The following is a 26,745-nucleotide window of genomic DNA, read 5'->3' on the forward strand; positions in this document are numbered from 1 at the left end:
CTTATAACCCTCAAGGGCAGCCGGCTGCAGGCTGCATGCTTCGTGGAGATCGAACCAGCGAAGCTCAGAATGTTCACCGTCGCGAATTGCAGGTTCGCCCTCCCACTACGATGACGCGAACATGTGGAAGATCACAGGTCCGAGGGCATCGACGGTCTCGATTGTCGTCAAGTACCGAAGGCGCTTCACGTCGACCCCCAGCTCCTCGCGCATCTCGCGCATTGCGGCCGCCTCGGGGGATTCACCAGGTTCCAAATTGCCGCCAGGCACCGTCCAACAAGAGGGATAGGAGCGTCGGTTCGCTCCCCGCCATCCAAGCAAAACAGCATTGTCGCGGGTTAGTATGACATTGCTGATCTCTCTCATTGCGCCTCTCCGGTCGGCCGCACCGAACTGCTGCCTGCGCACCCGTCGGAAGGTCGAGATTTAGATCTGATTTAGACGCTGTATTTGGGCGCCGTTTCGCTTCAAACCAGTTCGAGGCGAAGCTTGCGACCGACGATCGTCGCCGCACGCTGCAACGTCGCCAGCGTGACGTTCCCATCCTTCGGATCGAGCAGTCGCCCAACTTGGCTGCGGCTCGTCTTCATGCGCTGAGCCAAGCCATTGCGGGAAATCTTGTTTTCTTTCATCGCCTCGGCGATCTGCCACGCGAGGACTTCCTTGATGGCGACAGCTTCGAATTCATCGCGCTTGCCCTCCTCTTGAAGGAACGAATCGAGGGTGGTGAGCTTCGCTGCGGAGCGCGCTGGTGCCTTCTTCTTCATATCCGACTCCGTTCTACTCAAATTCCTTCTTGCGTCTCCGTGCCAGCGCCAGGTCGGCGTCGGGCGTCTTCTGCGTCTTCTTGATAAAGCCGTGCAGCGCCACGATCCGGCCCCCTGCGATACTGAACAGCACGCGCGCGATACGGTTACTCGCAAGATCACTCCGGACTTCCCAAAGTCCTTCGCCCAACGCACGGCACAACGGCATGCCAACAGGCCAGCGATACTGCACGCGCATCAGATCCTGGCCGATTGCGTTTCGGTCTTCCTCGTTCAGTCCGCGTAGCCAATCCCGGACCACCTCCGTACCGGCGCGGGTGCTGTAGAAGACCACGGGTATCTTGTGAGGTTCCTTAGCCACCGGCCTGGACCATATATAATACATGAACCATATAATGTCCACATGCTTCATGTGCGCCTGGCCCATGCGCCAGGGCAAGCGCGATCATGGGATGAAAGACTCAACCTATCCGTGTCACGACGCTGCGTCTACGTCGGGGACGGCCGTTGTTGTGCCGCTTGGGAAAATCGCCCGCCCAGCCTCACGCCGACGGCGGTATCGTAACCCGCCGCCGCCTGAGATAATTCAACCCCACCGAACGGCCAGTATCTGGGCGCGATCGCGGCCAGCGCGCAGCCGGTGCCGAAGATGGCCGAGCCGGTGACCAGCAGGGAGAAGCGCGGCGCCTCGCATCGCGCCGCCAGCAGGGCGCCGGCGATGGTGCCGAGTGCCATCATCGAGCTCAGCAGGCCGAACTCGCGGGCGCCGACATGGAAGACGCCGACTGCTTGAGCCGGCTCTCATGTATTTGATCAATCGTTTGGATAACGGGCCAAGAGCTTGCCGGCGCCAGAAATAGAATCATCCTTGCAGTCAGTGAAAGAGGAGAAATCCGTCGGCTCGAAGTTCGTATGATCTTTGACAAGCTTGGGATCGGGCCAATCGATGGCCCAGCCTATCAATCCGATGTGCGCATCCTCCAAATATCGGAGAAGCGATAATGCAACGGCTGGCGTTTGCTTGCCGGCGCAGCCATTTCTGGGGGTGGCATTCCATTCAGTTGCAATCGCTGGATATTGCCGGATACTCGCACCGAACTTGCTGTTCCATGCTTCACGGGTAGAGAAGTCGGAGCCAAGATAAGGATGTATTGCCAAAGCAAGACGGTTGGGGATCACGTCATGCACCAAAGGAAACAATCCATTTGTTGTCCGCGCGTCCTTTAAGCCGTCCAGCAATAGAATATTCGTCGATCCGATTCCCCTCAGAATATCAATCAATGCCTGCATCGATTGTGCCCACTCTTGCTTGGTTTCATCGCTGAGCGGTTTGCAGGGTTCATTGAAGGGCTCCAGCATGACGTTGTCGTCATGGACAACGGCTGGTCCAAGCGTTTTCCAGGCACGCATGGTGCTGTCAGAAGGCATGCAGGACAGGCTGGGGACATTGTCCTGCTGAGCGTCGATCACCAGAACGACCGCAAATCCATATCGCTCTGCCAATCGAACCCCGGTCAGGATGTCCGAAACATAGGTGGGATCGTATGTCGAAGATTGCGGATCAAGATCCGCCTGGCTGATCTGCATACGGATGGTGTTGGCATGAAATATGTCCCGCATCGCATTCAGCTCTGGTGCTGCCCAATAGCTCATCTTGAGCATGGCATTCTTGTCCCCCGCCCGCCTGCGAGGCGCATGGCTGAAGGCCTCGACATCAATGCCCTTTGCCAACCAGGGAGATCCCTTCCGATAAAAGGTCCTGCCTTGAATTTTGATATCCTGTGCAGACGCTGAAGAGGGCGCGCCGGAGGCGATCAATAAGGCTGCAGCAACAAAAAGCAGGGAGAACACTTTCATCGTTTCCTCCGTATCTCTGCTGCTTCAGCAGCGCCTTCTGGCGAAGCTCTGCGACCGTCGAGCTGCCACCATACCAATCCTTGGCCGTGATATCTTCGAACACGACCCAAATGTCGTCCGTCGGCGGCGCCAGTACGTCACGAAGGGCGTTGGTAACGCGCTTCGAGATCTCATCCGTCTGCTGCTGAGAACGACCTTCGATCATACGGACGCTGACGAATGACGGTGACGAACGGTCCAATCAGGCACGAGCTGAAGGCCTGACCGCGCGAACGGCGTCTTCGGCGGCGCCCCGTGAGGAGGTTCACGCCGATCATGGCGTGCGAACGCCTCGCCGCCTGAGATAGTTCAGCCCCACCGCCGCGGCCGCGAAGCCCGCCGTCGCCGCCACGGCGATGGCCCATCTCGGCCCGAAGGTGTTGGCGACCCAGCCGACGAAGGGGGCGCCGATCGGGGTGCCGCCCAGCGCCACGGCCATGCGGATGGCGATGACGCGGCCGCGCATGGCCGGCTCGGTGGTGAGCTGCATCAGGCCGTTCGAGGAATTGGTGATGGTGAGCGCGGCGATGCCGGTGACGACCAGCGCGGCGCCGAACAGCCAGTAGCCGGGCGCGATCGCCGCCAGCGCGCAGCCGGTGCCGAAGATCGCCGCGCCGACGACCAGGAAGGTGAAGCGCGGCGCCTCGCGCCGCGCCGCCAGCAGGGCGCCGGCAATGGTGCCGAGCGCCATCATCGAGCTCAGCAGGCCGAATTCGTAGGCGCCGACATGGAACACGCCGACCGCCATGGTCGAGATGAAGATCGGGAAGTTGAGCCCGAAGGTGCCGATCAGGAACAGCATCACCACGATCGCCATCAGGTCGGGCCGGCCGCGGACGTAGCGGAAGCCCTCGATGACGCTGCCCGGCTTGCGCGGTGCGCGCTGGCTGGGATGCAGGTCGGCGACGCGCAGCAGGTTGAGCGAGCAGAGCACGGCGAGGAAGGACAGGCCATTGACCAGGAAGGCCCAGCCGGTGCCGACGGCGGCGATGCACAATCCTGCGGCGGCCGGCCCGACCATGCGGCCGGCATTGAAGGAGGTCGAGTTCAGCGCCACCGCGTTGGCGAGATACTTGTCGCCCACCAGCTCGGTGACGAAGGTCTGGCGCGCCGGCGCGTCGAAGGCAGCAGCGCAGCCGAACAGGAAGGCGAAGATATAGACGTGCCAGAGCTGCACCAGGCCGGTCACGGTGAGCAGGCCGAGGATCAGCGCCAGCCCGCCCATGGCGGCCTGCGTCACCATCAGGAGCTTGCGGCGGTCGTAGTGGTCGGCGGCGAAGCCCGTCCATGGCAGCAGCAGGAACTGCGGCCCGAACTGCAGCGCCATGACGATGCCGACGGCGGTCGCGTCGTGATGCGTGAGTTCCGTCAGGACCAGCCAGTCCTGCGCCGTGCGCTGCATCCAGGTCCCGACATTGGAGACGACGGCGCCGCCCGCCCAGATGCGGTAGTTGGGAAAGCGCAAAGACCGGAACGAGCTGCGTTCCAGCCGTCCGCCGCCGTCTGTCGAGGGGGTGCCTGTTGGAGAGGTGCTGGTCACCGCACCGTGCCGTCCAGGAGGGCGATGATCTCGCGCGTCGTGCCGGTCTCGCCCAGGCGCGGGAAGATGCGGCCGATGCTGCTGGCGTGCGCGTCGGCATTGAGGTCGGTCATGGCGTCGGTGGCGAGCGTGACGTTGAAGCCGAGCTCGTGCGCCTGGCGCGCGGTCGATTCGACGCCGGCGCTGGTGGAGACGCCGACCACCACGACCTGGGTGACGCCCTGCGCTTTCAGGTGCTCGGCCAAGCCGGTGCCGGTGAAGGCGCCCCAGGTGCGCTTGGTGACGAGATGATCCTGCGGCTGCGGGTTCAGCTCGGGAATGAGATCGGTCCAGCCGGCGGGAAAGGCGCGGGCCGTGATGCCCTGTTCGCTGCGCCCCGGCGCGACGCCCGCGACATTGACCAGCACGACCGGCAGGCCGTGGCGGCGAAAGGCATCGAGCAGCGCCACCGCATTGGCGATCACGCCTTCGATCAGGTGAGCGGCCGGCAGGGCGACGATACCCTTCTGCAGGTCGATGACGATCAGCGCGGTCTTCGGATCGAGAGCGGTGACGGGCATGGGACTATCCTTTTTACGGTACGCGGAAAGAACGGATCGGTCGCCCATCGGGCGAGGGTCATGAGTCTCCCAGACGCCGGAGCACCGAGACGGCGGCGGCCAGCGTCCGTTGCGCCTCGGGGTCGAGCTTGCCGAGCGCGGCGGCCAGCCATTCCCGCTTGAGCAGGCGATGCTTGCGCCGAACCGCGACGCCCTTCTCGGTCAGGGCGAACAGCACCTGCCGCCCGTCGGTGGGGTGCGGGCGGCGTTCGATCAGGCCGTCCTGCTCCAGTGCCGCCAGCGTCACGCCCATCGATTGCGGCTTGACCGCTTCGGCGCGGGCGAGATCGGCGGTGGTGGTGGGACCATTCTTGTCGAGCCGCGCCAGCGCCGCGCTCTGCGACCATGTCAGCTCGCTCGGATTCGATTCCGCGCGCAGCCGCCGCAGCAACTGCCCGGTCGCCTGCAGCAACTCCTCGACGATCGCCTCGGCAGACGCGGGACGGTCCTGATGTCTGGCCATGGGAGGGATTTAGAGATTGGAAGGTAAACTTGCAAGTTGATCTTCTAATAAAGCATTCTCCGTCATCCCGAGCGCAGTCGCCTCCGTCATCCCGAGCGCAGTCGAGGGATCTGTTTTGCGCCCCGCCTCTCGTCGAGGCCCTCGCGAAAAGAGATCCCTCGGCTACGCCGCCCTTCGGCCGGCTTCGCTCGGGATGACGGATGAAGAGGTCCTCCGCGATTGCCCTACCGCCGCGAGCGAATGAAAAGTCCTCCGTCGTCCCGAGCGCAGTCGAGGGATCCGTCTTCGGCCACGGCTCTCAACGAGGCCCGCGAAAAGGGGTCCCTCGGCTACGCCGCTTTGGCGGCTCCGCTCGGGATGACGGATAAATAAGGGTGTCCTGTGCGATGCCCTACCGCCGCGAGCGAACCAAAAGTCCTCCGTCATCCCGAGCGCAGGCGAGGGATTCGTTTTGGGCCGCGCCTCTCCAGGGCCGCCAAACGTGAGTGACGAACGCACCCAAAAGCGGTGTCGGCGCCGATGGGCAGTGAAGGCAAGCCGCGACGAGAGCGTGATCGTCGAAACGGGTTTCGACAGCACGAGACGAACGATTGAGAATGTGCGATTTCCTTCTGGACGCAAACGGCCTGTCGGCGTCAGATGAAACAATCGAGTGATCGCTGGATCTTCATGTTCGCCACTCTTGCAAAACGGCTTCTTGCGGTCACACCTTATCGAATCGCCAGAGGGCGCCCGAACCGCTTCCAGGCCATCGAGTCCTGTCTCGAGCATCTTCGTGATCTGGGCTTCGCGCCGCGGCTGATCGTCGATGCCGGCGCGCATGTCGGCGCTTTTTCGCTGGAGGCCAACCGCATCTTCCCGCAGGCGCGGATCCACATGATCGAGCCGCAACCCGCCTGCCATGGTGCGCTGAAGACACTGAGCGAGGAGCGGGGCTTTGTGTTCCATCCCGTTGCCTTGTCCAACTCGCCGGGAACGGTGCGCATGATCTGCGGGACGAAGCTCGATACCGGCGCGCATATCGCCTGGGAACAGAACCGCGATCTCGCCAATACCGACGTCGAGGCGGCGACGCTCGATGGGCTCTTTGCTGCCGACATGACCGCCGCCGACAGGACCCTGCTCAAGCTCGACCTGCAGGGGCACGAGCTGCTCGCCCTTCAGGGCGCGTCCACCGTCCTGCCGCTGGTCGAAGTGGCGCTTGTCGAGGTCTCGTTCTTCCAGCAGATCGGCGAGCCGTCCATCGCCGACGTGGTCGGCTTCTTCGATGCCAATGGCTTCGATCTGTTCGATGTCGCCGCGCTGGCCGGCCGCTTCCGCGACGATCGCCTGCGCCAGGGCGACCTGATCTTCGTGCGCCACGGCTCGCCGCTTCTGGCCGACCGTCGCTGGGAATAGGGCGGCCGCCCGTCGACGTGCCGAGACGACGGCGGTGCTTGCGCCTGTTGGTTGAGCCCCTCTAGCGCGAGTGTTATGGACATTGAGTGGCGCTTCGGCTGCCGTCGTCGCAAGGCCGGCGGCGAAGCGGGGCGGGCGGGGGACGACGGTGCAACTCCAGGGCGCAAGGGGACTCGGCCAGGGCCGCACCGTGCTTATGTGTGTCGTGCTTACGGTAATCGTCGTGCTGGTCTATACGCTCGTCGCGCTTGCCGTTCGCCCGGGGCTGTACTCCGATAGCGGTTGGGGGCTTCTGGGGTGGGAGGCCGGACGCGGGTTGCCGTTCAACTACGCCGCTTACGTCGATCCGGACGACATTTCCGCGGACCGCATCGGTTTCCCGACATGGTGGTCGCCGGGGCAGTACTTTTTCCCGGGTATCCTGGAACGGGCCGGCCTCGATCTGGGGCTGGCCCTGACGATCGTCACCTGCATCTTCAGCGCCGCGGGTCTCGCCGGCTGGTTCGTGCTCTACAGATCCTTCGGCTTTCCGGCGGCGACGAGTGCCATCACGGTCGCGCTCGTCTCCCTGACGCGGCATTTCACCCTGCCTTTCGGCATCTACAATGGCGGCGAGGTGTTGCTGGTCGGCGTCGCGCCTTGGTTCCTGGTCCTGGTCTGGCGGCTGCGGCAGTTCGGATGGTGGACGATAGGCCCCCTCCTGGTCGGCGCGGCGGCGATGGTGTTCGCCAAGTTGTCGGGCCTGGTGATTTCCGGGGCCGCCATCGGGGCGGCCGTGCTGTCGCCCGCCGGCCCCTGGTTCTCGCGCGACAGACTCGGCCGGGCGCTCGTTGCCTTCGTGACCTTGGCCCTGATGGGGACGCTCTTCTATTTCCTGTGGTTCTCGCGCGGCGAGACACCGGTGTCGCCCAGGAGCCAGGTGGCGTGGTCTGCCGTCGCCAGCTACGTGACCTATGCCGTTTCCGCCACCGCGAGCGCGGCTCTGTCTCTGGGAGATCTGGCGGCCTATGTCTTTCTGAATCCGGCGCACCCAGTCCTCGCTTCGGGATTGACGATCTACTGGCTTCTGCTGCCGCTGGCGCTCGCGACCTTTGCGTTCGTGGGATGGCGGCTGCATCGGGAATACGCCGACTATCTCCGCTTCGTGCTGTTCCTGGGGCTCGGGGTCGGCCTAGTCCTGACGGCGATCTCCACGCGCGGTGCAGACATCGGCAGCGACGAGCGGCATCTCAGGATCGTCTCTCTCCTGCTGCTCGCGGGGATCGTCCACGCCGTCGTGACGGCGCGCAGTCTGTGGCCGCGCGGGCTGTTCGTCGCGGTCGTGGCGATTTCCAGCGCCTATGGCCTGGCCTCGGCGGCGACGCATGCCGCCGCCGATCGCGCCCATCCGCTGGGCGTGCGCGGCTTTCGGCACCTGATCGCCGACGCGGCGACGCTGGACTATATCCACTCGATCGACGTTCCCGCACCGGACCGCCGCTCGACGTTGATCTACACGACATCGCCGGAGATCGCGCTCGAGGTGAGGAATGTGCGGGTGATGTCCAATCACGCCGACTTCGAGACACCGGAAGAGCTGGAACGCGCGCGCTTCCACGGCCGCGTGCCGCATCTCTACGTCATCGTGCAGAAGCGCCTGGTCGAGAACGGCAAGGCGGAAAAGATGCTGCGCTCGTTCGTCGACTATCCCTCTGACAAGTGGCGGGCGACGCCGGTCGGCGATTTCGTCAGCTTTGCCGCGACCCCATGACTGGCGATCCTTTGCAGGCGGTTCGACGATGACGGAAAGTTCCAGCTTTCGAGAAGATGCAACGTCACCGACACGCGGGACGCTGATCGATTACCTTAGGATCGCGCGCTTCGACCACTGCACGAAGCATGTTCTGATCGTTCCCGGTGTCGCGCTCGCCTATGTCCTGCGCGGGGTTCACGTCGAGTCGTTGGCATTGTCCGTCGTCGCGGGCCTTGCCGCGGCCGTGTTCGTCGCCTCGGGCAACTACGTCATCAACGAGTGGCTCGACCGGCATTACGATCGCTTCCACCCGACCAAGTCCCAACGTCCGGCCGTCCGCAAATCCCTGCGACGCGGCTATGTCGTAGCCGAATGGCTGATCCTGCTGGCGGCGGGATTTGCCTGCGCCCTGGCGGCGAGTTCGACGATGTTCGCCGTTGCCGTGCTCTTCGCGATCCAGGGGGTCGTCTACAATATCCGGCCGTTCCGGACCAAGGACCTGCCGTACCTCGACGTCATATCGGAGTCGGTCAACAATCCGCTGCGGTTGATGATCGGTTGGGCCATGGTCGATCCCACGACGCTGCCGCCGGGGTCGATCCTGCTGGCCTATTGGACCGGCGGCGCCTTTCTGATGGCGGCGAAGCGGCTGTCGGAGTACCGCGAGATCGTGGCAGCGCACGGCAAGGACCTGCTGGCGAGCTACCGCAGGAGCTTCGCCGGCTATTCCGAGCCGTCGCTTGCGGCGGCGTGCCTGGCCTATGCCCTGCTGTCCGTCTTCTTTCTCGCCGTGTTCCTGGTGAAGTACCGCATCGAGTATCTGCTGGTGGCGCCGCTGGTCGTCGCCCTGTTCTCCTACTATCTCGCCCTGTCCATGCAGCCGGGGTCGTCGGCGCAGAGGCCCGAGAGGCTGATCCGGGAGCGCGGTCTGATCTTCCTGGTCGTGCTGCTGGCGGGCGCCTTCCTGCTCCTGACGGTGGTGAACGTTCCGGTGCTCGACGGGCTGGTGGGGCAGCGATACATAACCATTCCATGAGCGGGAGCGGGCGAGCGGTCAAAACGGCACCGGCTCGGGAAATCGATTGGGCGGCCGTGCGGCTCGTCGTGTTCGATGTCGACGGGACGCTTTACCGGCAGTGGCTGCTCCGCCTCCTGATGGCGATCGAGTTGCTGGCGCATGTCTTGCGCTGCCGGGACGGACGCACGCTGCGCGTGCTGAGATGCTACCGGTCCATCCGCGAACGCATGGCCGAGGAAGAACGCGTCGATTTCAGTCCGGCGCTGGTCGCCGAAACGGCCTCCGCCTGCGCTGTGCCGGAAGCCGAGGTTCGAGCCATTGTCGCCGAATGGATCGAGCGGCGGCCGCTGCGTTACCTCGCGACCTGCCGCTATCCGGGCATCGGCGCGCTGTTCGAGGCGTTGCGGCGCAACGGCACGTCGATCGGCGTTCTGTCCGACTATCGGGCAGCCGCCAAGCTTCGCGCTCTGGGCCTGACAGCCGACCACGTGGTGTGTGCCGAGGATGACGGGGTCGGCGTGCTGAAGCCTCACCCCAAGGGATTGCTCATGCTGATGGAGGCCGCCGGCGCGACCCCGGATGCGACGGTGGTCATTGGCGATCGGCCGCAGCGGGACGGGCTGGCGGCCCGCCGCGCCGGAGCGCGCGCGCTGATCCGTTCGGCGCGACCGATCGACGGATGGCAGACCTTCGCCCGCTTCGAGGGGGCGCCGTTCCTGCCGCTCCTGGTCGGCTGACGACGATGCTGCAGTTGGTCGGGAAGCTGCTGCGCTATGGAATGACGGGAGGGATTGCCGCGATCGTCGATGCCGGCGGGTTCGCCCTTCTCGTCGGAGCAGGCATCGGTGTTGCCGCGGCCGGGATCTCGAGTTTCTGCATCGCCGCGCTGGTCAATTACGGGCTGACCAGTCGCTTCGTCTTTCGCCAGAGGAAGACCGTGGCCGGCTTCGCCCTGTTCTTCGTCTTTGCTCTCGTGGGCGTGACGGTGAATGTCGGCACCATGCTGGGGACGATCCATTGGCTCGGCGTGCCACCGCTCGTCGGCAAGGTCGCGGGGATCGCCACCGCCTTCCTGATCAACTTCGCCCTGAACGCGACCATCGTCTTCCGCGTGCGGCCTCGCTGAGGGCCACTCTTTCAGGCTCGATCAGCTCACCGAGACGCCGACGACGGCGCCGACGCCGTAGGTGATGCCGGCGGCGGCGAGGCCGATGGCGAGCTGGCGCACGGCCGAGAACAGGGCCGAGCGGCCGGTGAACAGGCTGGTGCCGATGCCGATCGCCATCAGGGCGAGGCCGCTGGCGGCGAGGCTGGCGATCAGGGCGGTCGTGCCGGCGAGGAAGAAGAACGGCGCCACCGGGAAGATCGCGCCGGTCGCGAACAGGACGAAGGACCAGATGGCGGCCTGCCAGGCCGAGCCGCCCAGCTCGTCCGGATCGATGCCCAGCTCCTCGCGCGCCAGCGTGTCGAGGGCGGTGTCCTTGTCGCTCAGCAATCGGTCGGCGAGGGCGCGAGCCTGCGGCTCCTCGATGCCCTTGGCGCGATAGATCAGCACCAGCTCTTCCTTCTCCTCGTCCGGCACCTCGCGCAGTTCGTCGGCCTCGGTGGCGATCTGCTTCTGGTTGAGCTCGCGCGAGCTGGTCACCGACAGCCATTCGCCCATCGCCATCGAGCAGGCGCCGGCGACCAGCCCGGCAAGACCGGTGAGGAGCAGGGTGCGCTCGCCGCCGGCCGCGCCCGCCACGCCCATGACCAGCGAGAGATTGGAGACGAGGCCGTCGTTGGCGCCCAGCACCGCAGCGCGCAGCGTGTTGCCGCCGCCGCGATGTCGGCCCTCGAGCATGGCGAGCGTCGGTCCGGCGACGCCGCCGTCCTGGCCGGCGATGGCGCGCATGATGCGCGCGTGCGAGCGCTCGTCGCCGGACAGGCCGGCCTTGCGCGCGTCGGCCTGGTCGTCATAGGCGCTGCTGTCGCGCGTCTCGGCGGCGGCGAGCGTCGGGACCACGAAGGCGGGACCGAAGCGGCGCGCCAGCCACGCCAGGGCGCGGGCGCGGAACGAGGGACGCGGCAGCGAGCCGCCGCCCTTGGCGCCCAGCCGGCTGCGCCAGAACTCGCCGTGCGCTTCCTCGACCGAGGCCAGGCGACGGAACACTTCGGCCAGCTTGGGATCGGATTCGCTGTCCGCCAGCGAACGGTAGATGGCGGCGCCATCGACCTCGCCCTGGAGATTGGCGCGGTAGCGTGCGGCATCGGGAGTGGTCATGGCGGCACCGTCATCGACGCGCGCTGAGGGCGGCGAGCGCGAGGGCGAGCCAGCCGAGGATGAAGGCGGTGCCGCCGAAGGGAGCCACCGCCCCGAACCAGCGCGGCCCGCCGAAGGCGAGCGCATACAACGAGCCAGGAAAGAGGACGCTGCCGATCAGGAAAAGCCATTGCGCGGCGCCGGTGAGCTTGCCGCCGATCCGTCCCTGGGCCGACAGCAGCACCACGGCCAGCATGGCAAGCGCATGCACGATCTCGTAGTGGCTTCCGGTCTGAAGCCAGTCGCGCGCGCGGGCGCCCGCTACCGTCGCCGGATCGAACCCGTGCGCGCCGAAGGCACCCGCGGCGACGGCGATCGCCCCGCTCGCGGCCGCGATTGCGATCCACAGTTTTCCGTTCGAGTCGTTCATCGACAGACCGTCCTTGCCTCAGGCGAATCGATCGCAGGGGGAGAATTTCCGTGCCGATAGATCGGCCTCGACCCATCGATGTCAACCTGCCTCGTCGCCACGGCTGCCGGTCGTTGCCGGGCGGTCAGAACTTGCGGGTCTCGAACTCGTGTCGCAGGCGACGGCAATGCGCTTCGAGCAGGACCTGCGTTGCCTGCAGCGTTTCGAGCATGGCCTTTGCCGCGCCCAGCATGCGGTCGTCGTCGGCGATCATGCGGGCGACGAGCTGGCGTTGCCGCTCGACGCGGACCAGGCCAGCCGCCACCCGCCGCTCGCCATTGTCGAGATGTTCGCGGCTGCGCGCCATTTGCGATTCTTCGTCGACCAGGAGCCGCACGAGCGTCGCGCGCTTGTCGGCGTCCAGCTCGGTATAGAGCCTGTCGAGATACATCTCGACATTGCGTTCCCGAATGAAAACGTCCATCGACCCCATGGGCAGCTCCGGGCCGTGCCTCGAGTCGCTACCTAGCAAAGCACGGTTCGCGACCGGCGGCACCTTCAATTTGGCGCCGCGCCGCCACCGGGTCCGGCTAGGAGCCGCCGTCGGCCTTGATCCCCAGTTGCTGGATCAGGGCGCCGAGCCGCTCGTGCTCGCGCTGCATCGCCTGGCCCAACTGCTCGGGCGTCATCGGCAAGGGCTGGATATAGGCGGCGGCCAGGCGCCTGGCGGTGTCCGGATCGGCCAGCGCCGCTGCCATGGCTGCGTTCAGGCGATCGACGATGGGGCGCGGCATCCCCTTCTGGCCGAAGAGCGGCAGGGAGGAGCGGATCTCCGCGTCGCCCACGCCCTGCTCGGCCATTGTGGCAACGTCGGGCAGCTCGGGCAGTCGCTTGGGGCCGACCAGCGCGATCGCCCTCAGGCGTCCGGCTTTCACGTGCTGCATGACGAGCGACGTGCTCACCATGCCGAGATCGAGCCGGCCGGCCAGCAGGTCCTGCACCCCCGGCGGCAGCCCCTTGTAGTAGATGGAGGTGACGTCGATGCCGAACTTGATCTTGAGCAGCTCGGGCACGAGATGCGCGCCCGTGCCGTTGCCGGAGTTCAGATAGTTGAGCTTGCCCGGATTGGCCTTGGCATAGGCCGCGAACTCGGCGATCGAGTGGGCGGGCGAGTCGGGCGGCACGCACAGCAGCGCGGTGCTGATGCCGATCATGGCGATCGGCTGGAAGTCGGCCATCACGTCAAACGGCGCCTTCATGAGGAAGGGCAGGGCAACGTGGCCCGAGACCGTGAGATAGAGCGTGTAGCCGTCAGCCGGCGCGCCCAGGAACATCTGGGCGGCCATGATGCCGTTGGCGCCCGGATGCGGGTCGATCAGCCACGGCTGGCCGAGTTCCTGCTGCATGGCATCGCCGACAGCACGGCCGGCGATATCGATCAGGCCGCCCACTGGTCCGGGCAGGATCACCCGGACGGGCTTGCTGGGATAGCTTTCCGCGCGCGCGGCGAAGGGCAGGGCGAGCGCGGCGCCGATGAAGCTCCGTCGCTTCATCGACCGCCGGTTTCGCTGGCTCATGCGCGATGGAAGGGTTTGTCGCCGCAGATGGTGACGCGGTGGCCGTAGCGCTTGTGCGGATAGTAATCGAACAGCGCATGGTGCTGAGCCGAGCGATTGTCCCAGAAGGCCACCGAATTGGGCTGCCAGTGGAAGCGGCACTGGAACTCGGGCGTCTCGATATGCCGGTAGAGCATCTCGAGCAGGGCGTCGCTCTCGTTCTTGCGCAGCTGCGGGATGCGCAGCGTGAAGCCGCGATTGACGAACAGCGCCTGCTTGCCGGTCACCGGATGGGTGCGTACCACCGGATGCTCGCCGTTCGGGAACTGGATGTTGTCGCGATCGGTCGCCTTGACGCGGTAGTAGTGCGCCTTCGAGCTGTCGTGCAGCGCCGTGAGATCGTTCAGCATCTCCTTGATCGGGGCGGAGAGCGTTTCGTAGGCGCGGTACATGTTGGCGAACAGGGTCGCGCCGCCGCCATCGGGCGGGACCTCGGTGAGATAGAGGATCGATCCCATCGGCGGCTCCGGATCGCACGAGACGTCGGAATGCCATTCCTCGCCGGCGACGCGCTTCGAGTTCTCGTCGGCCTTGATGACCAGGATCTCGGGATGTTCGGGGAAGGTGATGGGCGCGTTGGGATGGACGTGCAGCGGGCCGAAGCGGCGGCCGAACTCCTTGTGCTGCTCGATCGACATCTTCTGGTCGCGAAAGAAGATCACCAGGTTCTCCATCAGCGCATCGTGCACTTCCTGGAACTGCTGGTTGCCGAGCGGCTTGCCGAGATCGACGCCGTAGATTTCGGCGCCGATGGTGGGCGTGACCTTGCGCACCTCGATCGACTGATAGGCCATGGTTTCCTCCCGCTTTGCGGTTTGTTTTCGGACGCATTCTAGGCGCCGCCGACGCCAGGGCGCGGCACAAAGTCGAGGAAGTCCATAATACGGACTTGCATCCCGTCCCGCGAAGGACCCAAGCTGCCGGCGGAGGAACGCATTGGGCATGTCGACCACCGTCATCGAACCGGTGCGCCGCAGCTTCGCGCTACTCGAGGCGCTGAGCCGGCGGCGCAGCACCACCGTCGGGGTGCTGACCGAGGAAACCGGCCTGCCCCGTCCCACCGTCCTGCGCTTGCTGCAGACCTTGATGGCGCTTGGTTATGTCGCGCGCCTGTCGCGGCAGCAGGGCTATCGCCTCACCGATCGCGTGCTGGGCCTGTCGGAATCGATCCGCTTCGTCGACCACCTGGTCGATGCCGCCATTCCGCACATGAGCCGCTTCACCGCCGATCACGGCTGGCCGCTTTACCTGGCGACGCTGAGCTACGGCGCCATCACCATCCGCCATTCGACGGCACCGGAGAGTCCGCTGGCCTTCGAAGGCGCCGGACTGAACAGTCGCCGGCCGGTCCTCGCCAGCGCGCTCGGCCGCGTCTGGCTCGCCTTCTGCGGCGAGGAGGAGCGGCGCTCGATCCTGCGCGATATCGGCGGCCTGTCACGGCAGCAGGAAGTTGCCCTGAACGAGGCGCTCGCCCGTGTGAGCCGCGAGGGCGTGGCCTTCACGCAGCCGCCGCGGCCGACGCGATTGCACGGCATGGCCGTACCGGTGCGCCAGCACGGCCGCGCCGACGGTCGTGTCATCGCCAGCCTGTCGATGCGCTTCCCGCGCTCGGCGATGACGGAACAGGAAGTGGCGCTGCGCTTCGGTCGGCGGCTGCAGACGCTGGCCCGTGCCATCGCCGTCGACACGGCCAAGCGCACGCGCTGAAAGCGATCGTCGGTATCAGTCGCCCAATATCAGGCGATCGTCGCTGTCAGTTCCGCGGCGGCAGCGTGAAGCCCGCACTGCGCAGCTTCTTCTCGAGGACGGCGATGCCGGCGGCGGTGTTGCCCGAGCGGCAGTCGCGCAGGGCACCGAGCGTCGTCATGTCGGGCGCCAGTCCGCCGTTGCCGCCGGCGCTGCCCATGTAGCGCAGGGCGAGAGCGCCCAGCGCCTCACAGTACGATGCATCGTCAGCATGGGCGAGGGTCGGCAGCAGGCTGCCGGCGAGGGCGATCAGGAAAAGTCTGATTCTCATCCGAAAAAGAAAAAGCGTGTCCAGCCCACCGCGGGCCGGACACGCTTTCTAGCACAAGGGGCGTGCTGGCGTTACGAGCGCGCCGGCAGCTTGATCTTGTTGCCGGTCAGGATCTTCTCGAGCACGGGGATGGACGAGTTCGGGTTGCTGTCGCATTGGCTCATGGCCGTCGCGATCTCGCCATCGACCACACCGCCGCGCGCATAGTCGCGATAGGCGCCGCTGAGCGACTTGCAGTAGGCGGTGTCGGCGCCGCTCTGGGCGAAGGCCGACGTGGCAAGCAGCACGGAAGCGCCAGAGAAAGCAATGGTACGAAGCAACATGGTACTCTCCTTTGGGGGCAACAACCGATCACGCCTTTTCGACGAGACCGGTACCGACTTTGTCGGCGGCGCGGATGAAGACCCCGATTTGCGTCCAAATCAGGGCCTCGCGTATCGCGCAGATTCACCGACGCAGTCACACTTCAAATGCGAACACATTGCGGTGACTGCCGGTTGAAATCCTGTCGTCTCCAACGAGAGTGCGGATGCAATGCTTCTTACGCGGCGCGACGCGTCGGTATCTCGGTGGTGACCGCGACGGGCGTGCCGCGTTCACCGCTTCGGCGATTTGGTGCATAGCCGAGTTGCGCCAACGTCTCGTCCACAGTCTTGTAGTGCGTACCAATCCGGTAGATGCGTCGCGCGTCTTCGCCCGTCGCGACGTCGCGATAAAGTTCGCGCGATAGGCGCGCGACCTGCTCGACCTGGCGGACCGACGTGATGCGCTCGCCCTTGCGACCCCACAGATTGTCCTCGATGCCGACGCGGACGTGCAGGCCCATGGCGATCGCCATGGTGCTGACCGGCAACACGTGGCGCATCATCGTCTCGAGCGTCAGCACCGCGCCGTCCGGCACGCGACGGATGAACTCCATCATGTTGTAGGGGCTGGGTCCGTCGGCGCCGCCGCCGATGGCGACCCAGTTCAGCACCAGCGGCCCCGTGTAGACGCCGCGACGGATCAGCCGTTCCACCGTTTCGAGCTGCCCGACATCGCCCAGCATGAAGTGGGGCTGGATGCCGGCTGCCTGCAGCCGCTTCAGATGCTCGGCGACGAAGGCCGGTCCCGACGGGATCCACATCTCGCGATAGGCTTCCTGGTAAGGCGGCAGTGCGAGCGAGGTGCCGGCGACGTCGTCGGCGCTCATCAGTTCGCAGACATTCATCTGGTTGGTGTTGATGGCGATCGTCACCTGGTCGGGCGCGGGATCGAGATCGGCCAGCATGTGGCGCGCGTCGTCGTTCAGCCACTTCGCCTCGGCGCCTTCGCCCTCGGGCGCGAAGGAGATCGAGCCGCCGACCTGCAGCACCATCTTCGGCACCGCGTCGCGCAGGCGTGCCAGCATCTCGTTGAACATCGACAGGCGCTTGGAGCCCTTGCCGTCGGCCTCGCGCACATGGACGTGAAGCACGGTCGCGCCCGCGTTGTAGCAGTCGACCGCCTTCTGGACCTGCTGCTCCATGGTGACGGGAATGTCGTCGGAGTCGCCAGGCAGGAATTCGGGTCCGTAGGGCGCGACCTGGATGACCAGCTTCTCCTGGTTCTCGGGCAACAGCGAATCGTCGAGGAAATGCATGATGGGCTCCTGATGTTGGGTGGGTTAACGCTTGTCCGAACGCTTCCGCGCCTCGTGGGCCGTGAGCTCCTCGACGAGGATCGGCACGCCGAGTGCGCAGGAATGGATGCCGAGCACGGCCACGCATTGCAGGACGGCCATGATCTCCTCCTGCGTGGCGCCGAGCTCGAGCGCCTTGCGGATGTGGCGGCGCACACCGGGCGCATAGAGGTGCGTGCACGAGGCATCGACGGCGATGGCGAGGAACTCGAGCGTCTTGGGATCGAGCACGCCCGAAGCGATCGGCTTCATGCCCATGTCGAGGAACTTCTCCAGCCACACCGGGTCGAGTTCCGCCATCTCCTTCCACGCCGGATTGAAGTTGCCGGTGGCGCGCAGGCGATCGGTGACGGGTGTGATGCTGGTCTTGTCTATCGTGTCGGGCATGGCGTCTCCTTTCAGGCGGTCGTGATCCGCGCCGCGAGGCCTTCGGCTTGCGCGAGATCGGCGGGATAGGCGCGGGCGCCGGCGATCAGCACGGCCGCCGAGGCGAGGCAGAACAGCGGCATCAGGGCGAGGGCGACATCGAGACCGAACCGGTCGGACAGCGCGCCTGCGATCACGGGACCAGCGGCGAGACCGAACAGGTTCTGCACGACGGCGACCATCGCCGCAGCGGTGGCACGCAGGCCGGGATGGATGACGTCGATCGCGACCGACGGCACCGAGCCTGAGGCTGCGGTGATCATGAAGCCGCCGGCGACGATCGTCGCGAATTGCGCCGGACCGGGCTGCATCAATCCGAACGCGGGGCAGAGCAGCAGCGCCGTGACGACCATGCAGCCCGCCGGCACCAGCATCTTGGCGCGGCGACGGCCATGCGCCATCCGGTCGGCGACATAGCCCCAGACGACGATGCCGATGCTGCCGGCGAGAATGACGATCGCCGACTTGAGCCCGGCCTGATCGAGTCGCAGCCCGTAGAAGCGGTTGAAGTAGCTCGGCAGCCAGGCGAGCAGCGTCGACGCGCACAGGAGTTGCAGGGCGCCGCCGAGATAGGCCGCCAACGCCGAGCGCGGCTTCAGGAGCGCACGCGCGACCGCCGCGGCGCCCATCCGGACGGCCCCGGTATCGACGAGCGGCACCGTGCGGTAGTCGCGGACCTTGAGGAACAGCAGCGCGAGCAGGAGACCGGGCGCGCCGACGACGCCGAACGCGGCGCGCCATCCCCAGTGCGTGGTGATGATGCCGCCCAGCACGACGCCCAGGACGGAGCCGACCGATGCCGCGGCCAGGAAGCCGCTGACGACCGTAGCGCGTCGCGATGCCGGAAACATGCTGGAGAGCAGCGCTCCGCCGGCGGCGCCATAGCCTGCTTCGCCGAAGCCGATCGCCGCGCGCGCGGCCAGGAGCTGGCCGTAGCCGCGTGTGAAGCTGCAGGCGATCGTCGCCACGCTCCAGAGCGCTGCCATGGCGGCGATGCTCTTCACCCGGCTCCAGCGATCGGCCACGAGGGCGATCGGGAACGAGAACAGCGCGATGGTGATCGAGACCGAGGAGATGAGCGCGCCGAGTTGCTTGTCCGACAGGCCCCAGGCTTGCTTCAGGGCGGGAAACATCGACACCACGATCTGGCGGTCGACGAAGTCGAACGTCATCAGCAGGAAGGCCATGGCGAAGGCGAACCAGGCTTGCCGTGGCGCGACCAGCCAGCCTGGGCGCGGCTGCTGCACGGCCTCGCCATCCGCATCGATGGTTGCAACATACATGGCGGCGTTCCTCGGGGCGTTCTTCTGGGCTGTCGCGTAGGTCGCGACTTGGCGCTCCTGTAGCGCATCGGTACCGACCACGTTTGACAATCGGGGACAGGCATTTGACATTCCGGGACAGGGCTTGCCGATGACCGACCTGATCCGCAGCGCCTGCCTCACGTCCTATCCCGAGATCGCACGATCGCTCGGGCTCGATCCGTTGCGCATGCTCGATGCCTGCGGGATCGATCGGCGCTGCCTCGAGGATCCCGACATCAAGCTGCCTGCCGGCGCGCTGGGCCGGTTGCTGGAAGTGTCGGCGAAGGCGGCGAAGGTGGAGGATTTCGGCCTGCGCCTCGCCGAGACGCGAACGCTATCGGTGCTGGGGCCGGTCGGGCTGCTGGTGCGGGAGGAGGCGACGGTGCGCGACGCGCTTCAGGCGCTGATGCGCTACATCCGCCTGCACAACGAAGCGCTCTCGCTCAGGCTCGAGGAACGCGGCGGGGAAGCCGTCGTCAGCGTCGGGATCCGCGTCACCGACCTGGCGCCAGTCCGGCAGGGCGTCGAGCTCGCGGTCGGCGTGCTGTTTCGCGTCCTGCGCTCGCTGCTCGGTCCGCAGTGGCGACCGCTGGTCTGCTTTGCCCATGCCGCGCCGCGCCGCGGCGACCTGCACCGACGCGTCTTCGGTGGACGGGTCGCCTTCCTGCAGGACTTCAACGGTATCGTCTGCGCGGCGCGCGATCTCGATCGCGCCATTCCCTCGTCCGATCCGGCGCTGGCCCGTTATGCCCGCCAGCATCTCGAGGCGCTTCTGGCGCGGCCCAGTGCCTCGATGGGCGACAAGGTCCGGGAACTCGTCTGGCTGCAACTCGCCTCTGGCCGCTGTACCGCCGACCACATCGCCGGACAGCTCGGCATCGATCGCCGTACGCTCCATCGCCGGCTCAGTGCCGAGGGGTTGACCTTCTCCGGGATCGTCGACGAGGTGCGCACCGAGATCGTGTCGCGGACATTGCCGAGCCGCGAGCGATCGCTGGCCTCGCTCGCCGATATGCTGGGCTTCTCCTGCCTCAGCGCGTTCTCGCGTTGGTTCCGCGGCCGCTTCCGCACCAGCCCATCCGCGTGGCGGACGGCGGCGGTCGCTCCAACGCATCCTGCCTGATAAAAGGCGGCCAGCATTTCCGGGAGTTTGCCGATGTCTTTCCGTGCACTGGTCCTGACGCAGGGCGCCGACCGCAAGGTCAGCGGCGCCATCGAGACGCTCGAAGACGATCGCCTTCCCGCCGGCGACGTGACGGTCGCGGTCGAGTATTCGACGCTCAACTACAAGGACGGACTCGTGCTCACCTCGGGCGGCGGCCTGGTGAAGAGCTGGCCGCATGTCGGCGGCATCGACTTCGCCGGCACTGTCGAGCGCTCCGACAATCCGGCCTTCACGCCCGGCGACAAGGTGGTGCTGAACGGCTGGCGCGTCGGTGAACTGCACTGGGGCGGCTATGCCACCAAGGCACGGGTCAAGGGCGACTGGCTGGTGAAGCTGCCGTCGCCATTGTCGACCCGGCACGCGATGGCGATCGGCACGGCCGGCTATACCTCGATGCTGTGCGTGATGGCGCTGCGCAAGCACGGCGTGCTGCCGGAATCGGGCGAGGTGCTGGTGACCGGCGCGGCGGGCGGCGTCGGCTCGATCGCCGTCGCGATCCTGGCGCGGCTGGGCTACCAGGTCGTGGCGGCAACGGGTCGGCCGCAGGAGGCGGCCTATCTGCAGTCGCTGGGCGCGGCCACCATCATCGATCGCAAGGAACTGACCGAGGCGCCGGACCGGCCACTGCTGTCGGAGCGCTATGCCGGCGTCGTCGACACGGTATCGGGCGTGATGCTGGCGCGGGCGCTCGCGCAGGTGAAGTACGGCGGCGCCGCCGCGGTATGCGGCCTCGCCGGTGGACCCTCGTTCCCCGGCTCGATCCTGCCCTTCATCCTGCGCGGCGTGACCATGTACGGCATCGATTCGGTGATGCTGCCCAAGGCACCGCGCGAGGAGGCGTGGCGTCATCTCGGCACCGAATTGCCGCTCGACCGCCTCGACAGCACGGTGACTGAGGCCGGGCTTGGCGAGCTGATGGCTTTGGCCCCAAAAATTCTCAAAGGAGAAATACGCGGCCGCGTGGTGATCGATGTGAACAGGTGATAGATTAATTCAGGTCGACCCGCGCTGCAGCGGCGGGGTCGGCGATGCCACTCAAGTTTTGAAGGTTTATCCTCCATGTCTCCGTCGAACTCGAAGCCAGCCGCCAACAACCTCGACGCCTTCTTCATGCCGTTCACGGCGAACCGGCAATTCAAGAAGAACCCGCGCTTGCTGGCCAAGGCCAAGGGTGTCCACTACTGGACGCCGGAAGGCCGCAAGGTGATCGACGGCACGGCCGGCCTGTGGTGCGTCAATGCCGGCCACGGCCGCGAGGAGATCAAGGCGGCGATCGTCAAGCAGCTCGAGGAGATGGACTACGCGCCGTCGTTCCAGATGGGCCATCCGAAGTCGTTCGAGCTGGCGGCCCGTCATGCCGCGATGCTGCCGGGCGACCTCAATCACGCCTTCTACTGCAATTCCGGTTCCGAGGCGGTCGACTCGGCGCTCAAGATCGCGCTCGCCTACCAGCGCGCCCGCGGTCAGGGCACCCGCACGCGCCTGATCGGTCGCGAGCGCGGCTATCACGGCGTCGGCTTCGGCGGCATCTCGGTCGGCGGCATGGTGAACAATCGCAAGTGGTTCGGCTCGCTGCTGCCGGGTGTCGATCACCTGCCGCACACGCACGATCTCAAGCGCAATGCCTTCTCGCGCGGCGAGCCGGAGCATGGCGTGGAACTCGCCGACGAGCTCGAGCGCATCGTCGGCCTGCATGATGCCTCCAACATCGCCGCCGTCATCGTCGAACCCTGCGCCGGGTCGACGGGCTTCCTGCCGCCGCCGAAGGGCTACCTGAAGCGCCTGCGTGAGATCTGCGACAAGCACGGCATCCTGCTGATCTTCGACGAGGTCATCACCGGCTTCGGTCGCCTCGGCGCCAGCTTCGCGGCCGAGAAATTCGGCGTCGTCCCCGACCTGATGACGGTCGCCAAGGGCATTTCCAACGCCACCGTGCCGATGGGCGGCGTGTTCGTGCGCAAGCACATCTACGAGGGCCTGATGAACGGGCCGGACAGCGCGATCGATCTGTTCCACGGCTATACCTACTCGGCCCATCCGCTGGCCTGCGCCGCCGCCTCGGCCGTGCTCGACATCTACCGCGACGAGGGGCTGTTCCAGCGCGCCGCCGAGCTGTCCGCCTACTGGGAAGACGGCGTGCACTCGCTGAAGGGCACCGGCGGCATCACCGACATCCGCAATCTCGGCATGGCGGCCGGTATCGACTTCGAGTCGCGCAAGGATGCGCCGGGCGCCCGTGGCTACGACACCTTCGTCAAGGCGTTCGAGCTCGGCCTGATGGTGCGTCAGGCCGGTGACTGCATCGCCATGTCGCCGCCGCTGATCATCGAGAAGAACCAGATCGACGAGATCATCGACATCACCGGCAAGGCCATCAAGGCAACGGCCTGACGGAGGCCTGTGACTTCCAGCGGCCATCTGGCTTGGTTGATCACTGAAGCTGCCGCGGTGGCGCATGTCGCCATCGCGGGCTGGGTGACGATCCACGTTCTGCTCTACAAGCGCAATGTCGGTGCCGCGGTATCGTGGATCGGCATTGCCTGGCTGTCGCCGTTCATCGGCGGCCTGCTCTATTTCGCCATGGGCGTGAACCGCGTGAAGCGGCGCGCCAAGCGGCTGCGCCGCGAACGCTCGCATGTCTTCGTCGTCGACGAGACGCCTTCGACCGACCCCGGCGCCAATCCGCTGACGCCGCTGGAATATGCACTCGGGCGCCTGACCGGCCTGCCGGCCGAGCGTGGCAACAGCGCCGCGACGCTGCGCAACGGCGACGAGGCCTATCCGGCGATGCTGGAGGCGATCGAGAAGGCCGAGCGCAGCATCGGACTCTGCAGCTATATCTTCCGTGACGATGTGGGCGGCCGGCCGTTCATAGAGGCGCTGGCCCGGGCACGACATCGCGGAGTCCAGGTCCGCGTGCTGCTCGACGGCATCGGCAGCGGCTATTTCCGCAATGCCGCCTATAACCGGCTGCGCCAGCTGGACGTGCCGGCAGCGCGCTTCCTCCATTCGTACTTTCCCTGGCGGACGCCGTTCTTGAACCTGCGCAATCACCGCAAGCTGATGGTGGTTGACGGTCGGGTCGCCTATGTTGGCGGCATCAATATCGGCGGCGAGAACCTGATGTCGTCGAATCCGCCGCATCCGGTGCGCGACACCCATTTCAAGCTCGAAGGTCCGGTGGTCGAGCAGCTCGTCGAGGCCTTCGCCGATGACTGGCTGTTCACGACCGGCGAGAAGCTCCTGAGCGACGACTGGTTTCCCGACCTCGGATCGGCCGGCAGCGTCGTGGCACGCGCCGTCACGTCGGGGCCGGACGAAGACCTCGAGAAGATCGAATTCGCGGTGCTGCACGCCATCTCCTGCGCGCGCCAGTCGATCCGCGTCGTCACGCCCTACTTTCTGCCGCCGGAAGTGCTGACCACGGCGCTCGGGCTTGCCGCCATGCGCGGCATCACGGTCGACATCGTCGTGCCGGAAAACTCCAACCATGTCTTCCTCGACTGGGCACGGCGCGTGCCGATGCGCCCTCTTCTCGAGGCGGGGTGCCGCGTGTGGTTGCGACCGGCACCGTTCGACCATTCCAAGCTGATGACTATCGACGAGAGCTGGTCGTTGATCGGCAGCGCCAACTGGGACACCCGCAGTTTCCGTCTCAATTTCGAGCTCAATGTCGAGATCCAGGATCCGGACTTCGCTCGCCAGCTCAACGAGGCGACGAGCGCCGGCCGGCTGCTCGATATCGCCACGCTCGATTCCGACCCATTGCCGCTGCGGCTGCGCAACAGCGCGGCGCGGCTGTTGCAGCCCTACCTGTAGGCCCAACGATCAGCCGTTGATCTGAATCAACTTCGATTGATGCTCACCACAATACGATGACCGTCACACGGTTCGGATGTGGCGAAAGCGGCTCTGGAGCAGCATGAGTGCGGATCGAAGAGAAGCCGGAACATTCTCCGGACGGGTGAACGTCACCCACGAGTACGGCGTCCTCAAGGAAGTCGTCGTCGGCCGGGCCGAGAACCTTCAACTGCCGACCTATTCGCAGGACTTCTCTCGTCAGGTCCATTATGCGCCGGAAGCCGCGAAGGCGCGAATGGGGGAGATGGCGGGCCAGTTCTGGCAGCAGGTCGACCCCGAGAGCTATGGCCGCGCCGTCGAGCAACTGGACCATCTCGTCCGCTTTCTCGAAGCGCGAGGCGTGATCGTCCATCGACCGGAGCTGTTCACCGCGGAACAACGCGCGCTCTGGAGTTCGCTCTCGACGGTCAACATGCAGATCTTCGTCCGCGACCCGATGGTGGTGATCGGCAACAACGTCATCGAGACGAATCTGCGAATGCCCTATCGCAACAAGGAGAGATTCGGTCTGCAGACTCTCCTGTCGCAGCTGTCGGAGCGCACCGACGCCCGCATCGTCGGCATGCCGTTCCAATATCCCGTGCATCAGGACGCGGCAGACCAGTCTTCCGGCCTGTACCTGGAGGGCGGGGACGTGTTCGTGCTCGGGAAGGACATCCTGGTTGGCTACAACGGCAGGACCGCGACATCCCTGGCCGGCATCCGTTGGCTTGCCCGCTATCTTGGAGACGACTATCGCGTCCATCCCGTTCCGCTGACCCAGGACGTCCTGCATCTCGACGATGGCCTGGCGCTGGTCAGGGAAGGGCTGGCGATCGTTCTTGTCGAGCAGTTCGCCCACGGCATCCCGGAGATCCTGAAAGGGTGGGACCTGATCGAGGTGAGCAAGTTCGAGGCCCTCAATTATCTGGCCGGGAACGGCCTGGTGTTGAGGCCGGGCGAGATCGTCATCGACGCGCGGCTGCCGCATCTCGCCGAGGCCCTGTCGGCCCGGAACGTGACCGTGCACACGATCGAGTACGATGCCGTGACACTATGGGCCGGCGGGCTGCGATGCTCCCATCATCCGATCGTTCGCGAGCTCTGACGGACCGCGGAACGGTCTGTGCGTCGCGCCTTACCAGATCAGGCGGCGGCGGTGGGCCAGCGGCCGCACCACATGGGTGTGATCCATGACGTCCTTCACACCCGGCACCGATTCGGCAGCGACCCGATAGGCTCGCTGCACGGCTTCGTCGGCGACCACGCCCCACAGATGCACGATGCCGCCGTTTACCGTGACCTCGGTCCGCGCCGTCGACCAGCGATGAGCCTTCACGGCTTCCTCGACGTGGCGTCGCAGTTCGGCGTCGGAGAGAGGTCTGGGTGGCGGCGCGACAGGAGTCTTCTGCTGCGGAGACGTGTTGCTGCGCGTGATCAGCGCCTGCACGAGGTTGATGCGGCTCACCATGCCGACGACATTGTCGTCATCCATGACCACGATCCGCTTGACCTTGTGTTGCAGCATGAGGGCGGCAATCTCTTCGACCGGCGTGTCCTGCTGGCAGGTGACGACATTTCGCGTCATCACATCGGTCACGCGGCGCGAATGGGTTCTGACATAGGCTGCCGCCGCCGCGGCGTCGTCGGCGATCTCGTGCATCAGGCCGGGCTCGGCCTCCGTCTCGGCCTCGATATGGCCGATCAGATCGCCTTCGCTCACGATCCCGACCATCGTGCCGTCCTCGTCCATGACCGGCATGCCGCTGACGCGCGTGTTCACCAGCAATTCCGCCGCTTCGTAGATCGTGGCGGTGGCGGGAACAGAAACCACCCCTTTGCTCATCACGTCGCTGGCGCGCATCCTTCAGCCCCCGGTTTGGCGGGCCGAACCCTAGAGGGTCTTCGAGCGCGAGTCTTGTGCTGGATCAACCCTGCGGCCTTTCAGCGGAACGCCGCGCGGATGCCGGCCAGGCGACGGCGCATGCGCTGCATGGCGCGGTGACGCACCCGCGCTTCCGCCACCTGCAGATCGAGCACGATGGGCTTGTGGTCCGACGGCCCGAATTCGAGAGTGCCGGCGAAGGTGCAGGTCAGGCAATGCGCCAGGCAGCGGTCGAGACGAAAGGGCACGACGTCGCCGCCGAAATGGGTCGCCTCGCGCGGGCCGACGTCGGAGAAGCCGGGAATGAGGCTGGGACCGACCGCGTTGTAGTCGCCGATGATCGCCGCGGGGGTTCCGCGCAAGGCCGAGGCGATGCGCAGAAGCTGGCGGCGGTTGAGCAGCTGCCCGTGCGACAGATGGACGTTGGCGAAGGTGATCTCGCCCAGCTTCACAAGCTGTGCCCGCCGTCGCGGCAAACGGCCGGGCAGGGGGGAGGCGGGCAGCGGCAGCACCTGCGGTGTGGCGAAATGATGACGGCTCCAGGCGGCGAGGCCATGGATGCGGCCCGGCCACGGCAGACGGTGATAGTGGCCGGAAACCAGCGCCGGCAGCGTGTCCATGTGCTGCGTGACTTCCTGCATCAGGAGCAGGTCGGGCCGTTCGCGCTCGAGCAAGCCCGCCACATCCTGAACTGCCGCCCCTTCAAGGCGCAGCAGGTTCCAGCTGATGATCCGCATGTGGGGAACATAGACGGCTGGAGGCGTTCTG

31 protein-coding genes and 1 pseudogene are annotated in these 26,745 nt (G+C 66.0%); 11 read left to right on the forward strand and 21 right to left on the reverse strand.

The genetic code is table 11. The features are described 5' to 3' along the window. Window positions 1–105: 105 nt before the first annotated feature. The 9 genes and pseudogenes from B5D62_RS34435 to B5D62_RS30250 all read right to left on the reverse strand — a co-directional run bounded on the left by B5D62_RS34435 (window position 106) and on the right by B5D62_RS30250 (window position 5,265). The gene (locus B5D62_RS34435; RefSeq protein ID WP_085937814.1) at window positions 106–366 is read right to left on the reverse strand and encodes an NUDIX hydrolase; all 261 of its coding nucleotides are present in this window, start codon (window positions 364–366) and stop codon (window positions 106–108) included. Window positions 367–467: 101 nt separating this feature from the next. Continuing rightward, window positions 468–767, reverse strand: a complete 300-nt coding sequence (locus tag B5D62_RS30215) for an XRE family transcriptional regulator (protein WP_085937815.1) — start codon at window positions 765–767, stop codon at window positions 468–470. A 13-nt stretch (window positions 768–780) separates the two neighbouring features. Continuing rightward, window positions 781–1,101: a type II toxin-antitoxin system RelE/ParE family toxin gene (locus tag B5D62_RS30220; RefSeq protein ID WP_231714995.1), complete on the reverse strand. Its 321-nt coding sequence runs from the start codon at window positions 1,099–1,101 to the stop codon at window positions 781–783. A gap of 155 nt (window positions 1,102–1,256) precedes the next feature. After that, entirely contained in the window at window positions 1,257–1,502 is a 246-nt protein-coding gene (locus B5D62_RS33865; RefSeq protein WP_218191383.1) for a hypothetical protein, read from the reverse strand. 78 nt (window positions 1,503–1,580) lie between these two features. After that, window positions 1,581–2,624, reverse strand: a complete 1,044-nt coding sequence (locus B5D62_RS30230; RefSeq protein WP_085937816.1) for a cellulase family glycosylhydrolase — start codon at window positions 2,622–2,624, stop codon at window positions 1,581–1,583. Window positions 2,625–2,703: 79 nt separating this feature from the next. Next, a pseudogene (locus B5D62_RS34440) lies at window positions 2,704–2,865 on the reverse strand (tautomerase family protein); the annotation flags it as partial. A gap of 72 nt (window positions 2,866–2,937) precedes the next feature. Next, window positions 2,938–4,152 carry an MFS transporter gene (locus B5D62_RS30240; protein WP_085937869.1) on the reverse strand — a complete coding sequence of 405 codons (1,215 nt, stop codon included), beginning with the start codon at window positions 4,150–4,152 and terminating at the stop codon, window positions 2,938–2,940. A 47-nt stretch (window positions 4,153–4,199) separates the two neighbouring features. Next, complete coding sequence (locus B5D62_RS30245; protein WP_085937818.1) at window positions 4,200–4,763, reverse strand: isochorismatase family protein; 564 nt, start codon at window positions 4,761–4,763, stop codon at window positions 4,200–4,202. Window positions 4,764–4,821: 58 nt separating this feature from the next. After that, window positions 4,822–5,265 carry a MarR family winged helix-turn-helix transcriptional regulator gene (locus tag B5D62_RS30250; protein ID WP_085937819.1) on the reverse strand — a complete coding sequence of 148 codons (444 nt, stop codon included), beginning with the start codon at window positions 5,263–5,265 and terminating at the stop codon, window positions 4,822–4,824. 639 nt (window positions 5,266–5,904) lie between these two features. On the opposite strand from B5D62_RS30250, the gene B5D62_RS30255 reads away from it, so the two are divergent. The 5 genes from B5D62_RS30255 (at window position 5,905) to B5D62_RS30275 (ending at window position 10,539) form a co-directional block, all read left to right on the forward strand. Further along, the gene (locus B5D62_RS30255) at window positions 5,905–6,663 is read left to right on the forward strand and encodes an FkbM family methyltransferase (protein WP_085937820.1); all 759 of its coding nucleotides are present in this window, start codon (window positions 5,905–5,907) and stop codon (window positions 6,661–6,663) included. Window positions 6,664–6,811: 148 nt separating this feature from the next. Further along, complete coding sequence (locus B5D62_RS30260; RefSeq protein WP_139374177.1) at window positions 6,812–8,413, forward strand: hypothetical protein; 1,602 nt, start codon at window positions 6,812–6,814, stop codon at window positions 8,411–8,413. Between the two features lie 28 nt (window positions 8,414–8,441). Continuing rightward, window positions 8,442–9,431 (forward strand): UbiA family prenyltransferase, encoded by a 990-nt coding sequence (locus tag B5D62_RS30265; RefSeq protein WP_085937822.1) that lies wholly within the window; start codon window positions 8,442–8,444, stop codon window positions 9,429–9,431. A gap of 56 nt (window positions 9,432–9,487) precedes the next feature. After that, window positions 9,488–10,150, forward strand: a complete 663-nt coding sequence (locus B5D62_RS30270; RefSeq protein WP_218191384.1) for an HAD family hydrolase — start codon at window positions 9,488–9,490, stop codon at window positions 10,148–10,150. A gap of 5 nt (window positions 10,151–10,155) precedes the next feature. Then, window positions 10,156–10,539 carry a GtrA family protein gene (locus B5D62_RS30275; protein WP_170921230.1) on the forward strand — a complete coding sequence of 128 codons (384 nt, stop codon included), beginning with the start codon at window positions 10,156–10,158 and terminating at the stop codon, window positions 10,537–10,539. 21 nt (window positions 10,540–10,560) lie between these two features. On the opposite strand, the gene B5D62_RS30280 is transcribed toward B5D62_RS30275, so the two are convergent. From B5D62_RS30280 to B5D62_RS30300, 5 genes are all read right to left on the reverse strand, one after another. Next, window positions 10,561–11,676, reverse strand: coding sequence for a VIT1/CCC1 transporter family protein (locus tag B5D62_RS30280; RefSeq protein WP_085937825.1), 1,116 nt, complete (start codon window positions 11,674–11,676; stop codon window positions 10,561–10,563). Between the two features lie 10 nt (window positions 11,677–11,686). Further along, window positions 11,687–12,085, reverse strand: coding sequence for a DUF423 domain-containing protein (locus B5D62_RS30285; RefSeq protein ID WP_085937826.1), 399 nt, complete (start codon window positions 12,083–12,085; stop codon window positions 11,687–11,689). Window positions 12,086–12,209: 124 nt separating this feature from the next. Then, on the reverse strand, window positions 12,210–12,557 hold the full coding sequence (locus B5D62_RS30290; protein WP_218191385.1) for a hypothetical protein: 348 nt from the start codon (window positions 12,555–12,557) through the stop codon (window positions 12,210–12,212). Between the two features lie 97 nt (window positions 12,558–12,654). After that, a complete protein-coding gene (locus tag B5D62_RS30295) occupies window positions 12,655–13,617 on the reverse strand; it encodes a Bug family tripartite tricarboxylate transporter substrate binding protein (protein WP_170921231.1) in 963 nt (320 codons plus the stop codon). Window positions 13,618–13,637: 20 nt separating this feature from the next. Continuing rightward, the gene (locus tag B5D62_RS30300) at window positions 13,638–14,474 is read right to left on the reverse strand and encodes a TauD/TfdA dioxygenase family protein (protein WP_085937829.1); all 837 of its coding nucleotides are present in this window, start codon (window positions 14,472–14,474) and stop codon (window positions 13,638–13,640) included. A 148-nt stretch (window positions 14,475–14,622) separates the two neighbouring features. Here B5D62_RS30300 and B5D62_RS30305 point away from each other — a divergent pair, with 148 nt between their 5' ends. Then, on the forward strand, window positions 14,623–15,387 hold the full coding sequence (locus B5D62_RS30305; RefSeq protein ID WP_085937830.1) for a helix-turn-helix domain-containing protein: 765 nt from the start codon (window positions 14,623–14,625) through the stop codon (window positions 15,385–15,387). Window positions 15,388–15,433: 46 nt separating this feature from the next. Here B5D62_RS30305 and B5D62_RS30310 read toward each other — a convergent pair whose 3' ends face one another. From B5D62_RS30310 to B5D62_RS30330, 5 genes are all read right to left on the reverse strand, one after another. Next, entirely contained in the window at window positions 15,434–15,697 is a 264-nt protein-coding gene (locus B5D62_RS30310) for a hypothetical protein (RefSeq protein ID WP_085937831.1), read from the reverse strand. 71 nt (window positions 15,698–15,768) lie between these two features. After that, on the reverse strand, window positions 15,769–16,020 hold the full coding sequence (locus B5D62_RS30315; RefSeq protein ID WP_085937832.1) for a hypothetical protein: 252 nt from the start codon (window positions 16,018–16,020) through the stop codon (window positions 15,769–15,771). A gap of 218 nt (window positions 16,021–16,238) precedes the next feature. Continuing rightward, complete coding sequence (locus B5D62_RS30320; RefSeq protein ID WP_085937833.1) at window positions 16,239–17,318, reverse strand: beta-keto acid cleavage family enzyme; 1,080 nt, start codon at window positions 17,316–17,318, stop codon at window positions 16,239–16,241. A gap of 24 nt (window positions 17,319–17,342) precedes the next feature. After that, window positions 17,343–17,744: a carboxymuconolactone decarboxylase family protein gene (locus B5D62_RS30325; protein WP_085937834.1), complete on the reverse strand. Its 402-nt coding sequence runs from the start codon at window positions 17,742–17,744 to the stop codon at window positions 17,343–17,345. A gap of 11 nt (window positions 17,745–17,755) precedes the next feature. Continuing rightward, on the reverse strand, window positions 17,756–19,066 hold the full coding sequence (locus B5D62_RS30330) for an MFS transporter (protein ID WP_085937835.1): 1,311 nt from the start codon (window positions 19,064–19,066) through the stop codon (window positions 17,756–17,758). A 130-nt stretch (window positions 19,067–19,196) separates the two neighbouring features. Between B5D62_RS30330 and B5D62_RS30335 the strand changes: the two genes are divergently transcribed. The 5 genes from B5D62_RS30335 (at window position 19,197) to B5D62_RS30355 (ending at window position 25,200) form a co-directional block, all read left to right on the forward strand. Continuing rightward, a complete protein-coding gene (locus B5D62_RS30335; protein ID WP_085937836.1) occupies window positions 19,197–20,210 on the forward strand; it encodes an AraC family transcriptional regulator in 1,014 nt (337 codons plus the stop codon). Between the two features lie 27 nt (window positions 20,211–20,237). Next, window positions 20,238–21,236, forward strand: a complete 999-nt coding sequence (gene acuI, locus B5D62_RS30340) for an acrylyl-CoA reductase (NADPH) (RefSeq protein WP_269435140.1) — start codon at window positions 20,238–20,240, stop codon at window positions 21,234–21,236. Between the two features lie 75 nt (window positions 21,237–21,311). After that, entirely contained in the window at window positions 21,312–22,643 is a 1,332-nt protein-coding gene (aptA, locus tag B5D62_RS30345) for an omega-aminotransferase AptA (RefSeq protein WP_085937838.1), read from the forward strand. 9 nt (window positions 22,644–22,652) lie between these two features. After that, a complete protein-coding gene (locus B5D62_RS30350) occupies window positions 22,653–24,071 on the forward strand; it encodes a phospholipase D-like domain-containing protein (protein ID WP_231714996.1) in 1,419 nt (472 codons plus the stop codon). Between the two features lie 103 nt (window positions 24,072–24,174). Continuing rightward, window positions 24,175–25,200: an arginine deiminase family protein gene (locus B5D62_RS30355; RefSeq protein WP_085937871.1), complete on the forward strand. Its 1,026-nt coding sequence runs from the start codon at window positions 24,175–24,177 to the stop codon at window positions 25,198–25,200. Between the two features lie 30 nt (window positions 25,201–25,230). On the opposite strand, the gene B5D62_RS30360 is transcribed toward B5D62_RS30355, so the two are convergent. Further along, window positions 25,231–25,956: a CBS domain-containing protein gene (locus B5D62_RS30360; RefSeq protein ID WP_085937839.1), complete on the reverse strand. Its 726-nt coding sequence runs from the start codon at window positions 25,954–25,956 to the stop codon at window positions 25,231–25,233. A gap of 80 nt (window positions 25,957–26,036) precedes the next feature. Beyond that, a complete protein-coding gene (locus tag B5D62_RS30365) occupies window positions 26,037–26,714 on the reverse strand; it encodes an endonuclease/exonuclease/phosphatase family protein (protein WP_231714997.1) in 678 nt (225 codons plus the stop codon). Window positions 26,715–26,745 lie beyond the last annotated feature (31 nt).

Origin of the sequence: Enhydrobacter aerosaccus (assembly GCF_900167455.1) — a bacterium.
Classification (GTDB): domain Bacteria; phylum Pseudomonadota; class Alphaproteobacteria; order Reyranellales; family Reyranellaceae; genus Reyranella; species Reyranella aerosaccus.

Bases quoted from the DNA above. Each gene is read 5' to 3' on its own strand.
- B5D62_RS34435 (WP_085937814.1), bottom strand. From the start codon at position 366: ATGAGAGAGATCAGCAATGTCATACTAACCCGCGACAATGCTGTTTTG.
- B5D62_RS30215 (WP_085937815.1), bottom strand. From the start codon at position 767: ATGAAGAAGAAGGCACCAGCGCGCTCCGCAGCGAAGCTCACCACCCTC.
- B5D62_RS33865 (WP_218191383.1), bottom strand. From the start codon at position 1,502: ATGGCACTCGGCACCATCGCCGGCGCCCTGCTGGCGGCGCGATGCGAG.
- B5D62_RS30230 (WP_085937816.1), bottom strand. From the start codon at position 2,624: ATGAAAGTGTTCTCCCTGCTTTTTGTTGCTGCAGCCTTATTGATCGCC.
- B5D62_RS30245 (WP_085937818.1), bottom strand. From the start codon at position 4,763: ATGCCCGTCACCGCTCTCGATCCGAAGACCGCGCTGATCGTCATCGAC.
- B5D62_RS30250 (WP_085937819.1), bottom strand. From the start codon at position 5,265: ATGGCCAGACATCAGGACCGTCCCGCGTCTGCCGAGGCGATCGTCGAG.
- B5D62_RS30255 (WP_085937820.1), top strand. From the start codon at position 5,905: ATGAAACAATCGAGTGATCGCTGGATCTTCATGTTCGCCACTCTTGCA.
- B5D62_RS30265 (WP_085937822.1), top strand. From the start codon at position 8,442: ATGACGGAAAGTTCCAGCTTTCGAGAAGATGCAACGTCACCGACACGC.
- B5D62_RS30275 (WP_170921230.1), top strand. From the start codon at position 10,156: ATGCTGCAGTTGGTCGGGAAGCTGCTGCGCTATGGAATGACGGGAGGG.
- B5D62_RS30280 (WP_085937825.1), bottom strand. From the start codon at position 11,676: ATGACCACTCCCGATGCCGCACGCTACCGCGCCAATCTCCAGGGCGAG.
- B5D62_RS30285 (WP_085937826.1), bottom strand. From the start codon at position 12,085: ATGAACGACTCGAACGGAAAACTGTGGATCGCAATCGCGGCCGCGAGC.
- B5D62_RS30290 (WP_218191385.1), bottom strand. From the start codon at position 12,557: ATGGGGTCGATGGACGTTTTCATTCGGGAACGCAATGTCGAGATGTAT.
- B5D62_RS30295 (WP_170921231.1), bottom strand. From the start codon at position 13,617: ATGAAGCGACGGAGCTTCATCGGCGCCGCGCTCGCCCTGCCCTTCGCC.
- B5D62_RS30300 (WP_085937829.1), bottom strand. From the start codon at position 14,474: ATGGCCTATCAGTCGATCGAGGTGCGCAAGGTCACGCCCACCATCGGC.
- B5D62_RS30305 (WP_085937830.1), top strand. From the start codon at position 14,623: ATGTCGACCACCGTCATCGAACCGGTGCGCCGCAGCTTCGCGCTACTC.
- B5D62_RS30310 (WP_085937831.1), bottom strand. From the start codon at position 15,697: ATGAGAATCAGACTTTTCCTGATCGCCCTCGCCGGCAGCCTGCTGCCG.
- B5D62_RS30315 (WP_085937832.1), bottom strand. From the start codon at position 16,020: ATGTTGCTTCGTACCATTGCTTTCTCTGGCGCTTCCGTGCTGCTTGCC.
- B5D62_RS30320 (WP_085937833.1), bottom strand. From the start codon at position 17,318: ATGCATTTCCTCGACGATTCGCTGTTGCCCGAGAACCAGGAGAAGCTG.
- B5D62_RS30325 (WP_085937834.1), bottom strand. From the start codon at position 17,744: ATGCCCGACACGATAGACAAGACCAGCATCACACCCGTCACCGATCGC.
- B5D62_RS30330 (WP_085937835.1), bottom strand. From the start codon at position 19,066: ATGTATGTTGCAACCATCGATGCGGATGGCGAGGCCGTGCAGCAGCCG.
- B5D62_RS30335 (WP_085937836.1), top strand. From the start codon at position 19,197: ATGACCGACCTGATCCGCAGCGCCTGCCTCACGTCCTATCCCGAGATC.
- aptA (WP_085937838.1), top strand. From the start codon at position 21,312: ATGTCTCCGTCGAACTCGAAGCCAGCCGCCAACAACCTCGACGCCTTC.
- B5D62_RS30355 (WP_085937871.1), top strand. From the start codon at position 24,175: ATGAGTGCGGATCGAAGAGAAGCCGGAACATTCTCCGGACGGGTGAAC.
- B5D62_RS30360 (WP_085937839.1), bottom strand. From the start codon at position 25,956: ATGCGCGCCAGCGACGTGATGAGCAAAGGGGTGGTTTCTGTTCCCGCC.
- B5D62_RS30365 (WP_231714997.1), bottom strand. From the start codon at position 26,714: ATGCGGATCATCAGCTGGAACCTGCTGCGCCTTGAAGGGGCGGCAGTT.